Source organism: Pontibacter chitinilyticus (assembly GCF_039748935.1).
GTDB classification, from domain to species: Bacteria; Bacteroidota; Bacteroidia; order Cytophagales; family Hymenobacteraceae; genus Pontibacter; species Pontibacter chitinilyticus.
Genome location: NZ_JBDIZJ010000001.1, coordinates 695,373 through 706,838, shown reverse-complemented (window position 1 = coordinate 706,838; position 11,466 = coordinate 695,373). Strand labels below are relative to the sequence as shown.

The 11,466-nt window shown below is 49.6% G+C and carries 8 protein-coding genes; all 8 read right to left on the bottom strand.

Going from position 1 to position 11,466, the window contains the following annotated elements; all coding sequences use genetic code 11:
- Positions 1–3: 3 nt before the first annotated feature.
- The 8 genes from speE to ABDW72_RS03020 all read right to left on the bottom strand — a co-directional run bounded on the left by speE (position 4) and on the right by ABDW72_RS03020 (position 11,369).
- The gene (gene speE, locus ABDW72_RS03055; RefSeq protein ID WP_347156984.1) at positions 4–1,308 is read right to left on the bottom strand and encodes a polyamine aminopropyltransferase; all 1,305 of its coding nucleotides are present in this window, start codon (positions 1,306–1,308) and stop codon (positions 4–6) included.
- A 113-nt stretch (positions 1,309–1,421) separates the two neighbouring features.
- Positions 1,422–2,279 carry a putative phage abortive infection protein gene (locus tag ABDW72_RS03050; RefSeq protein ID WP_347156983.1) on the bottom strand — a complete coding sequence of 286 codons (858 nt, stop codon included), beginning with the start codon at positions 2,277–2,279 and terminating at the stop codon, positions 1,422–1,424.
- A gap of 50 nt (positions 2,280–2,329) precedes the next feature.
- A complete protein-coding gene (locus ABDW72_RS03045; RefSeq protein ID WP_347156982.1) occupies positions 2,330–2,974 on the bottom strand; it encodes a chemotaxis protein CheC in 645 nt (214 codons plus the stop codon).
- A gap of 43 nt (positions 2,975–3,017) precedes the next feature.
- Positions 3,018–4,652 (bottom strand): chemotaxis protein CheA, encoded by a 1,635-nt coding sequence (locus tag ABDW72_RS03040; protein ID WP_347156981.1) that lies wholly within the window; start codon positions 4,650–4,652, stop codon positions 3,018–3,020.
- On the bottom strand, positions 4,649–5,761 hold the full coding sequence (locus tag ABDW72_RS03035; protein WP_347156980.1) for a chemotaxis protein CheB: 1,113 nt from the start codon (positions 5,759–5,761) through the stop codon (positions 4,649–4,651). The genes ABDW72_RS03040 and ABDW72_RS03035 overlap by 4 nt, the downstream gene beginning before the upstream one ends.
- A gap of 51 nt (positions 5,762–5,812) precedes the next feature.
- Positions 5,813–6,187 carry a response regulator gene (locus tag ABDW72_RS03030; protein WP_347156979.1) on the bottom strand — a complete coding sequence of 125 codons (375 nt, stop codon included), beginning with the start codon at positions 6,185–6,187 and terminating at the stop codon, positions 5,813–5,815.
- Positions 6,188–6,231: 44 nt separating this feature from the next.
- On the bottom strand, positions 6,232–6,816 hold the full coding sequence (locus ABDW72_RS03025) for a chemotaxis protein CheW (protein ID WP_347156978.1): 585 nt from the start codon (positions 6,814–6,816) through the stop codon (positions 6,232–6,234).
- On the bottom strand, positions 6,816–11,369 hold the full coding sequence (locus tag ABDW72_RS03020) for a HAMP domain-containing protein (RefSeq protein WP_347156977.1): 4,554 nt from the start codon (positions 11,367–11,369) through the stop codon (positions 6,816–6,818). Before ABDW72_RS03020 ends, ABDW72_RS03025 begins: the two co-directional genes overlap by 1 nt.
- Positions 11,370–11,466: the final 97 nt, after the last annotated feature.

Genomic DNA, 11,466 nt, shown 5'->3' with positions numbered 1-11,466 from the left:
AGGTTAGTTCGATATAGTTTCTGTCTGATGCTGCAACAGCGCCTGCACAAAATTAGGTAGCGCAAAAGCTGCTGTATGCATTTGTTCGTTATAGTACTTCAGCCCCTGAGTTTTTGAAAAAAGGGCAGCGGCATCGCGGTTATAGTGGAGCGGGTGCGCGTCGCCTTTGGAGGAATAAGAGAAGCTCCAGGTACCGGTTGGGTAAGTAGGAATGGCAGCCAGGTAGCAATGCACTTTATCCTTACCGAAGATCTGCTTATAGGTATCGTATATTTCCACAAACACCCCGCTGTTAAAGCGAGGCGACTCAGATTGCGTGATCATCACACCATCCGGGGTAAGGCATCGGTATACCTGGCTGTAGAATTCGGTCGTAAAAAGCCCTTCTCCGGGACCTACCGGATCGGCCGAATCCACAATAATCAGGTCATAACGACCGTCGGCGCATGCGTTGATATACTTAATGCCGTCTTCCACCAGCAGGTTGAGGCGCGGATTACCAAAAGCGATGGCCGTTTCCGGCAGGTGCAGCTTGCAGGCCTCGATCACCAGTTCGTCAATTTCTACCAGCGTTACTTCTTCAAGTTGCTTGTGGCGCAGCAGTTCGCGCACCGTGCCGCCGTCGCCGCCGCCAATTACTAGTGCCCGCTTCGCCTGAGTATGGCTGAACATTGGCACATGCGTGATCATCTCGTGGTACACATATTCGTCCTTTTGGGTGCACATCACCATCCCATCCAAGGTAAGCATGTTGCCATAAGCCAGTGTTTCGTATATCTCCACACGCTGGTAAGGCGAGTCTTTTTTGTACAATTGCTTACCGGAGTGTTTCAGGGAAAGTGCAATGTTCTCGTCCCGCTCCGTAAACCACACATCGCGCGAAATAACACCATCTGTCTCTACTGTTTTTGGATGTAAATTACGCAGCGCATCCAGGTTAAAATCTGTGCGCTTGAGCAGGCTGAGCTGTCCGCGACGTAACTCCATCGAGGAGCCATGACCGGCCTCAAAAGCATCTTTCAGGTAATTGTAAGAAACCCAGGGATCAACAGAATCACCGCAGGTAAAGAGGTCAACGGCAGCATAGCCATACTCGGGCCAGGTATGAATGGCTAAGTGGCTTTCCTGAATGACGACTACACCGGAAACGCCGTAAGGAGAAAAGTGGTGAAAAGTACTGTTAATGACCGTTGCACCAGCAGTTTCGGCCGCAGCAACCATGCTGGTTTCGATATGAACAACATCGTTCATGAGCTCAGGCGAGCAATCATAAAATTCAACTAAAATGTGTCTGCCTAAAGCGTTCATTCAGTAATTTAAGAAAGGTGACAAGATGTATTGGCAGCAAAAAAACGAAAACTATAGCTATAATCAAAAGCTAAAGCCGTCCTTTATACGCTAACATCCTAAATATTAGTATGTTAAATATTATGACTGTCCTTTGCCAGCACATCGGCCTGGCCTGCTTCATACTTCATCTCCTGCCGCACCAGGTAATCTACTTTATACTCTTCCACTAAGTCCTCAAATACATTAAAGGTGTTGTTGAAATTCTGAAATTCCTTGAGCAGGTTGAACTTGACGACATGATAGATCAGGAACAGCTCTGATTGCGTAAAACTGGCTTTGGTGATCAGGCTGTAATACTCGTCCTCCTCCTGTGCCTCGGCGCGGTAGCGCTGTATGAGTTTAAACACCACGCTCAGGTTGATGAGGTAGGGATTCAGGCTGGACTGGTAAAACTTGAAATGGTAGATGAAATAATCCTGAAAGATCTGGCAGAGTTGCTCGTAAGACTTGTCAGTAGGTGGCAGACTGCGGGCGCGCTGCACAAAAGACGAAAGCACTTTTTCCTGTATAAAAACGAAGAAATTTATACCTTTCCAGACACTTTCGTTGATATCGAAGGCCTGCAGCGCGTTAAGAATTTCGTTATGCTTGCTGATGAAGCTGATGAACAGCGTAGAGAAATTCTGCTGCTGGTTGATGAGTTGCGTTTTCCGGAGCTCAATGCGTTGCAGCTCAAATTCCCGCTTCTGGTACGTTAAAGTGGCAAAGAAGAGAAATACACCGGCTAGTGCCCAAAGCGAGCCGACAATGCCGCCGATAAACTCGCCATACTCGCCGAACACATTGCCTTTGCGCTGCTCCGGCTCCAGGTAAAGCTCCTGCAGCAGGTTAAATTTGATGGTACCCCAGACAAGTACAATGGCGCCGGCTATGATTAATAGGTAACCGGTTAGCTCATAGGCGCTGAGTTTAAATTTGGGTCCGGACATGAGCAAATGCTGCGCTACGTAATGGTTCGCTACATGTACTGTGTTTGGGGTTAGTCGGTTTCCAATATGGCGTTTTTATTGTTGCCGAACGACCGGATGATCTCCAGCATTTTCAGAAGCGTATTAGTATCGAAAAACAACAGCAACGGCAGCTCTACACTTTTAAAATTGTGCTTGAACTGGGTAATCACAGTAAAAACCAGCGGTTGAAAAAGCGGGTGCTGCACCAGAATGTCTTTCAGCGAATCAGCTATGTGGCTTTTAGGGATTTTAGGAGGAGAACCGTAGATGTCGGATTTGAGAATGTTAGCCAGTTGCGTAACCAAAGCGCCAGTAATAATATTGCTGATCTCGAGCAACAGAGACTCTTGCATTACAGAGAGTTCTCCCTTCTGCACATCCAGCATACTCAGGCATACTTCGGAAAGCCGTATGATATGATCCTCTGAGAAGAGCATTAAAGTAGCGCCATTAAGATCACCTTTGATGTCTGACTGGATGATAGTATGGGTATCTTCATACCGTGTAACGAGCAGCAGCAGGTCTTTTACTTCAATAAGCTGGATATCAGGCACCTTTAGCAGCACCCGGTCCCGGGCTACCACTGCAAAGGAATCTGCGGCACGCGCCAGCCCGATGTTCAGTATTTCCTTGATGATATCGCGCTCTAGCTCTGTAATCTGAGGTTCCATCATACCTATTAAGTTTTTAGTTTCCTTTCCCATCGCCGCTGTCGTTTTATTTTCTATTCATAAAAGTTCGGGTGAGTGCAGGCACATCCAGCACCAGGCAAACCTTTCCTGTGCCCAACAGGGTTACCCCGCCGTACAGGTCCAGCGTATCAAGCGGTTTGCTCAGGGGCTTTACCACAATATCCTGCTGCCTGTATAGCTTATCTACTATCAGCCCCAGCTTTCTGTTATTATACGATACAACAATAATGTTTTGTACCAACCCTTTTAACTTAGATTTATCACCAAGACGCATCTTTGTTTCTTTGGCATTCAACAATTCATGCAGGTAAACAACAGTCACTGTCTCACCTTTGATATCTGCTACTAGTACATCACCAACTTCGTGTAGCTCGTCTGTATCCAAGGCTACCACCTGGTCGGTATGTATGAGCGGTATGCCAAAGTAGATATTATCCACCTCGAATAGCAATGCCCCTTTTACGGCAATGGAGGTCGGAAGGCGCAAGGTGAATGTTGTTCCCTTGTTCTTTGTAGAATCTACCTGCAAGCGGCCACCAATTGAATCGATGGCATTTTTGACCACGTCCAGCCCAACGCCCCTTCCGGAAAACTCTGTTACCTTTTTAGCCATGGAAAAACCAGGCTCAAACAAAAAGGACAGCACCTCCGTTTCCGACAATCCGTCAGCGGTCTCTGCCGATACCAGCTGCCGGTCGACAGCAGCTCGTCTCACCTGCTTCAAATCAATGCCCTTTCCATCATCCGACAGCGTCAACACCACATTCTCACGGTCGTTCTGGGCTACCAGCTTCAGGTTTCCGACAGCAGGCTTGCCATTTTTCTCCCGTTCTTCCGGGGTCTCTATTCCGTGCGTAATCGCGTTCCGCACCAGGTGCAGCAGCGAATCAGTAATGATCTGCAGGATATTACGGTCAATCTGTATATCCTGGCCAATCAGTTGCAGGTTTACTTCTTTTTTCTCTGCTACGGCTACATCGCGCACTACCCGTGGAAACTTGTTGAACAAAGTTCCGATGCTCACCAGCCGCGCATTCATCACGCTATACTGCAGTTCATCTGTGATGCGATATAAGTGGGAGCTCACGCTCTTCAGTTCATCGCTTTCAAGTTCTCTGCTAATTGAAAGAATCCGGTCACGGTCGATGATCAGTTCCCCCACCAAATTCATGAGGTGGTCAAGCTTTTTGATTTGGATGTAGATCAGATCCGAAAGCGAAAGGTTTTTAGAAGTATGATACTTCTGCACCTTTGCCAGTTCTATCGTGCTGTCAGACAGGCTGTCCACAATAATATCGAGGTTGCGCAGCAGCACTGGATCTGGTTCGGTTACGTTGGTGCTATCGATGTTGTGGATGAGATCGCCTAGCATGTCGATCCCATCAAAAAGCACGGTTACTACTTCATCACTAAAGTTCAGCTCCCTGTTACGAATCAGGCTAAAGGCTGTCTCCAGTTTGTGCGATACATCAGAGATCTGCAGGTAACCGATTGCTTTTGCATTCGCTTTCAGGTTGTGCAGCAATCGAAATATCTCCGCCAGCGTCCCCTCGTCCTGGGGCTGCTTCTCCAGCGCACTGATGTGCCTGTTCAGCGCATCGTAGTACTCGAGCGCTTCAGCTATAAATATTTCCTTGTATTCCTGTTCTCTCGATTTCATATTCTTGTGTCAGTTGCACTGACTGCGGGCTGCTGTTCCGCTAACCGGTTCAGTAAGGCCGGTATTTCAGTTAAAGGCAGCACCGTATCGGTAAACCCGCTGTTGATGGCGGATCTGGCCATCCCGAAAATAAGGGATGATGCTTCATCCTGGGCGATAACAAACCCGCCCCGGCTCCGGATGTGGCTGGCACCTAAGGTTCCGTCGTTTCCCATACCCGTCAATATAACTCCAATCACCTGCTTTATAGCACTCTGCGCCACGGATTGCATCAACAAGTCTATACTTGGCTGATCGAAGGAACCGGTTGGCACTGTAGAAAAACTGATTTTCAGGTTGTTCCTGTTTCCCAGCACCGGCACCACCAGCATATCTCTGCCACCCGGTGCAATAATGATTCTTCCAGGTTTTAGTAGCATTCCTTCCCGTCCTTCCTGCACCTGCAATGGTGTCAGTTCCTGCAGCCTTCGGGCAAACGAGTGTGTAAAATTCTGCGGCAGATGCATTACGACCAGCACACATGCTTTAAAAGTTGGCGACAATTCTTTTATAATTGTTTCAATCGCCTGGGCTCCTCCTGTTGAAGCTCCGATCAGTATCACCGTAGCTGGCATCACCGCCTTCTTGTTGCGGATAGGCGGCGATGCAAAAAGTTCCTGCTTTAGATAAGCCAAGCGCTGCCGGGTATCCCAATGTTGCGTCTGGCGTACAGCCCTGATTTTGTAACACAACTCGCTGGTAATGCTTCTGTAGTCAGGATATGGCTTTGCTCCCGGTTTAAAAACTATAGCATATACGCCGAGTGCCGTTGCTTCCTTTACCAGTTCCAGCGTTAACTTTTCCGGCTCCAGCAGCAGTATAACCGGTGTAGGCACCTCACTAAATATTTGCTTCAACAGCAGCATATCGCGGTTCTGTGGCAGTTCATAATCTACCAGCACCACATCAGGCTGCTGCTCCCGTAAGGTTTGCAACAAAGTATCCGCTTCCGTCAGCAGGGCTGCCGAATGGATATCCGTTTCTGCATTCAGTATGTCGTCGAGTACCAGCCTGCTATAGCTCGTCCCCACGGCTACTACCACCTGAATCAAGGTTGCCTGCTCGTGCACGATACTCCTGCTCTCTTCCTTTCGGAGTTTAATGATATAGCGCGTTCAGAATCAAGGCTGAGATTCGCCTGCTAGTGCTTTACTGACCACCTCCAGTACCTTCTCCTCCGAGAAAGGCTTCACGATATAAGACAGGGCACCATACTCCATGGCCTCATTTACGATCACCTCCTGGCCCACTGCACTTACAATAATCACTTTCATGTCAGGCTGGTCCGCCTTTATGCCTTTCAGCACGTCTAGTCCGGTGTTGTCAGGCAGGATTACGTCAAGCGTAATAAGGTCTGGCGATGTAGTCTTGGCCAGTTCCAGGGCTGTCTGCCCATTAGGCGCCTCTCCTACTACATCGTAGCCTGCATCTGTTAGCATATTCTTTAACATGGTACGCATGTAAAAAGAATCATCTACTATCAATATTCTTTTCATACTATAAAGTATAAGTATAAATTTAAATTCAAGCCTGCAATTATTTACTGCTTAAGTTGTTGTACTTCATCGCTGGTGAGTATTTTCAACATATCCAATACAATGATCAGGCGTTCCCCTATTTTTGCAATGCCTTCAATGTAATTGTCCTGAATGTTGATGTCCTGCAGGAAAGCCGGGGTTCTGTCGATCCTTGACATGGAAAGGTTCAGCGACTGCGGCACTTCCTTCACCACAACGCCTATTTTATACTCGCTTGCTTCAATTACCAGCGTATAAGTTATAGCCGGATTGAATTCTTCGGAGGGAGGTGCTGGCGGAATGCCGAAGCGGTCCTCCAAATCCATAATGGCAATAATATCACCCCGAATGTTGGCTACTCCTTTCACAAAATCAGGTGTACGCGGCATACGTGTAATCCCAGGGGTTACTGTAACTTCCTTCACCTGCTCTATCTTGATGCCATACTCTTCCGTGCCCAGCTTAAAAACGATCAGGTGGATCATTTCTTCTGCCATCGTCTGCTTCGCCGCCTCAACGGAAGATTCTCCAGCGGAGGCGGTTGCTTTTTCGGTAGCGGTGTCCTGGAAGGCTGTGCTAGTCTCCTCTTTATCTTTCTGCTTTGGCATTACTTCGTCTTTTCGTCACCTGATGATTTTGCCGCTCCCCTGATCCGGGAATTGGTAGAAAGCCGGGTGTTGCCCGAAGAAGATTTCAACTGCTTCTGCATCGCTACAGGGTTTGAAGTCAGCCGCCGGTTTTTACCGTTGTTAAATACCAGGTTACCATCTACCAGGTTAAAGGCAGAGATACTGATCTGCAGGTCGGCTGCAATATCATTAAGGTTTTGCGAAGAAGACGTCAATTCCTGCATCGACGCTGACAGGTGTTTGGCCGTGCTGGCTACCTGCTGCGTGCCAGAGGCTGTCTGCTCGGCAATCGCAACCACTTCTTCCACATACTTCACCACGTCACCAATAGATGATTTCTGGACTTCAGTAGCAGTTAAGATATCCTGTGCTGTACGCAGGGTTTCACCACTGGAGGCTGCAATGTTCTTGAAAGCACCGGAAGCCTCGAAGGTGGCATTCTTTCCTTTCAAAACTCGGCCTTCCATCGTCGAAATCGCTGTTGCCGCAGAGGCTGTATCTTTCTTCACGTCGTCAACCAGCGTCGCGATCTCGTTTGCTGATTTGCGCGATCCTTCCGCCAACTTGCGAATCTCTTCCGCTACTACCGCAAAACCACGGCCAGCTTCTCCTGCACGAGCCGCCTCAATGGCAGCATTAAGAGCCAGCAGGTTTGTCTGAGAAGCAATATCCGTGATAACACCAAGTGATTTGGAAATTTCCTGCGAACGGGTGCTTAGTACTTCAATGGTTTTAGCGGTCAAGGCTGCAGAGCTGGAAATTTCTTCCATGTTCTTCACCACTTCTGCCACTGTTTTCAAGCCCAACTGTGAAGTTTCTTCACCCACTTTGGCTGATTTGTTCACCACTTCGGCACGGTTGGCAGTTTCCTTCGTCGCTTTCATGATCTCTTCGATCAGCTTAAAGGCCTGGTCTGTTTTAAGAGCCTGATTCTGGGCTCCCTCCGCCATTTGCTGCATGGCAAGCGCCACATCCAGGGTCACTTTGTTCATCTCCAGTCCCTTACCGGCCATCTCTTCCGATGAGCCACCCACTACTAGCGAAGAATCGTTGATCTCTCCCAGAAGCGCATTCAGGTTTTCTACCGCCAAGTTTAGCGCATTAGCCATATCCAGGATATCACCTGCTGTCTGTATTTCCACCTGCTGTGTCAGGTCGCCTTCCGATATGGCTCGTACTACGCGCGACACTTCCAGCACCGGCGTCACAATGGACTCCAGCAGGTCGTTAAGCGTGTCTACCAGTTCTTTCCAGCTGCCTCCTACACCTTGCAGGGTGGCACGCTCGGTTAGTTTACCTTCCACACCGGCTACCCTGGCCACACGGCTTACTTCACCCGCCAGGCGGTTTAGGTCTACCACCATCGTGTTGATGGTTTCAGCCAGTTCGGCTACTTCTCCCTTGGCTTCAAGCGTTAATTTCTGGGTCAGGTCTCCTTTCGAAACGGCTGTTACTACTTTCACAATACCCCGCACCTGAATGGTCAGGTTAGAGGCCATCGTATTTACATTATCAGTCAGGTCCTTCCACACACCGGCTACGTTTGGCACGTTGGCCTGTCCGCCCAGTCTACCTTCAGTACCTACCTCCAGCGCCACACGGGTTACTTCGCCGGCAAACACGTTCAGTGAGTCCACCATGCGGTTGATGTTCTCCTTGAGCTCCGCCATTTCACCTTTCACATCCACAGACACTTTCTGCGTCAGGTCACCTTTGGCTACCGCCGTAGATACCTTGGCAATATCCCTTACCTGCAGTGTCAGGTTGGAAGCCATGGTGTTCACATTATCGGTGAGCTCTTTCCAGGTGCCTCTTACTTTCGGCACATTCGCCTGGCCGCCCAGTTTCCCCTCGGTACCAACCTCACGGGCCACCCTGGTTACCTCGTCAGCGAAGATGTTGAGTGAGTCCACCATTTGGTTCAGGTTCTCCTTCAGGTCTAGTATCTCCCCACGGGCCTCCACTGACACTTTCTGGGTTAAGTCACCTTTGGCTACGGCAGTGGCTACCTTGGCAATGTCCCGCACCTGACTGGTCAGGTTGCTGGCCATCGAGTTCACGTTGTCGGTGAGGTCTTTCCAGGTGCCACCAACGTTTGGCACATTAGCTTGGCCACCCAGTTTACCCTCTGTACCCACTTCGCGGGCTACACGGGTTACTTCATCACCGAATATATTCAGGGAGTCCACCATGAAGTTGATGTTCTCTTTTAACTCAGCTATTTCACCGCGCGCCTCTACTGTGATCTTCTGGGTCAGGTCGCCTTTGGCTACGCCGGTAGCTACTTTGGCAATACCCCGCACCTGAATGGTCAGGTTAGAAGCCATCGTATTTACATTATCAGTCAGGTCCTTCCACACACCGGCTACGTTTGGCACGTTGGCCTGTCCGCCCAGTCTACCTTCAGTACCTACCTCCAGCGCCACACGGGTTACTTCGCCGGCAAACACGTTCAGTGAGTCCACCATGCGGTTGATGTTCTCCTTGAGCTCCGCCATTTCACCTTTCACATCCACAGACACTTTCTGCGCCAGATCACCTTTGGCTACCGCCGTAGATACCTTAGCGATATCACGTACCTGTGAGGTGAGGTTGGAAGCCATGGTGTTCACATTGTCCGTCAGTTCCTTCCAAACTCCGCCTACATTTGGCACAGTTGCCTGGCCGCCAAGCTTACCTTCGGTACCCACTTCGCGTGCTACGCGCGTTACTTCGTCAGCAAAGATGTTGAGTGAGTCCACCATTTGGTTGATGTTCACCTTCAACTCTGCCAGTTCGCCTTTTACATTTACTGTGATCTTCTGCGTTAAGTCGCCTTTTGCAACCGCCGTCGCAACGTTAGCAATATCCCGCACCTGACTGGTCAGGTTGCTGGCCATATTGTTCACGTTGTCGGTCAGTTCTTTCCAGATGCCCGCCACGTTCGGCACATTGGCCTGACCGCCGAGTATACCTTCGGTGCCTACCTCCCGTGCTACACGCGTTACTTCTGCGCCAAACACGTTGAGGCGATCCACCATGTCATTCAGAATGTCTTTCAGGTCTCCGAGTTCCCCTTTTACATCCACTGATACCTTCTGCGTCAGGTCACCCTTAGCCACAGCAGTTGCAACGTTGGCAATGTCACGTACCTGAGAGGTTAGGTTGCTGGTCATCAGGTTCACATTATCCGTCAGCTCTTTCCAGGTACCTTCTACTCGTGGCACAGTCGCCTGGCCACCCAGTTTACCCTCTGTACCCACCTCACGAGCCACGCGGGTTACTTCGCCGGCGAACACATTCAATGAGTCCACCATCTGGTTGATGATATCTTTGAGTTCGGCAATTTCGCCTTTTACATTTACCGTAATTTTTTGAGTCAGGTCGCCTTTCGCTACAGCAGTGGCCACGTTGGCAATGTCCCGCATCTGCGAAGTCAGGTTGCTAGCCATTGTGTTCACATTATCGGTGAGGTCTTTCCAAACACCACCTACGCGCGGCACATTCGCCTGACCGCCCAGTTTTCCTTCCGTACCCACTTCACGGGCCACTCTGGTTACCTCGTCTGCAAAGATGTTGAGCGAGTCCACCATCTGGTTCACATTGTCCTTCAGCTGGGCAAATTCACCCCGCACATCCACCGACACTTTCTGTGTCAAATCACCTTTTGCTACCGCCGTGGCTACATTGGCAATGTCCCGCACCTGGGCAGTCAGGTTGCTGGCCATGGTGTTTACGTTGTCCGTAAGGTCTTTCCAGATTCCAGCCACATTTGGTACCGAGGCCTGGCCACCCAGTTTTCCTTCCGTACCTACCTCCAGCGCCACGCGGGTTACCTCCCCAGCAAACAGGTTTAGGTTATCGATGGTGCGGTTGATAGTTTCAGCCATGACTTTGAAGTCACCGGAAACCGGGATCTGGAATGTCTCGCCAAGGTTACCACGCGAAATGTTCTTCAGTACTTTCCCTACTTCCAATACCGGCACCGCAATCGAGTCTACCAGGCCGTTGATGTTGTTGATCATGTCCTTCCAGAAACCGGAAGCATTTTCAGCAGAAGCACGGGCTTTCAGGTTTCCCTCTACCCCGGCTACTTTGGAGATACGGGACACCTCGCCTCCTACACCGCCGATCATCTCCACCATAGAATTGTAAGCTTCGGCGATCTCAGCGAAAATATCGTTATTCTGCTTGGTCAGGCGCACGGAAATGTCACCTTTCTTAAAAGCATCTAAGGCATAGAGAACTTTGTTGAGCTGCTCACTAATGTATTCCGGGCTTTGCGGCAAAATCTGTTTGCGGTCCTGGGTCGCTTTCTCCGGAGCATCTCCGGCAATTTTAGCTGAAGCCGCCGCCGCCTTTTTGGCCACCTCTTTGGATTTATTATCGCCGTTCTCACTTATAGTAGTCTTTACCGGAGCCTCGGCCACGGCAGACGTAGGGCCGGACTGCCGCTCCTGCTTGATTGCAGCGGCAGGGGCATTTTCAGGATTGGCTTCTACTTCACTGATGAGCTTGTCTTTGCTCAACTTCAAATTTTTACCTAAGGCCATATGGTTTGATTGAGTAAGGTCTTCTTAATCTGCTTGGTATGTATAAGCACATGCAAAAGGAACATTGCGCACGGGCAGGCACCAAAATCAATGCAAT

Excerpts from the sequence above, each read along its gene's own strand:
- speE (WP_347156984.1), bottom strand. The coding sequence starts at position 1,308 with ATGAACGCTTTAGGCAGACACATTTTAGTTGAATTTTATGATTGCTCG.
- ABDW72_RS03050 (WP_347156983.1), bottom strand. The coding sequence starts at position 2,279 with ATGTCCGGACCCAAATTTAAACTCAGCGCCTATGAGCTAACCGGTTAC.
- ABDW72_RS03045 (WP_347156982.1), bottom strand. The coding sequence starts at position 2,974 with ATGATGGAACCTCAGATTACAGAGCTAGAGCGCGATATCATCAAGGAA.
- ABDW72_RS03040 (WP_347156981.1), bottom strand. The coding sequence starts at position 4,652 with ATGAAATCGAGAGAACAGGAATACAAGGAAATATTTATAGCTGAAGCG.
- ABDW72_RS03030 (WP_347156979.1), bottom strand. The coding sequence starts at position 6,187 with ATGAAAAGAATATTGATAGTAGATGATTCTTTTTACATGCGTACCATG.
- ABDW72_RS03025 (WP_347156978.1), bottom strand. The coding sequence starts at position 6,816 with ATGCCAAAGCAGAAAGATAAAGAGGAGACTAGCACAGCCTTCCAGGAC.
- ABDW72_RS03020 (WP_347156977.1), bottom strand. The coding sequence starts at position 11,369 with ATGGCCTTAGGTAAAAATTTGAAGTTGAGCAAAGACAAGCTCATCAGT.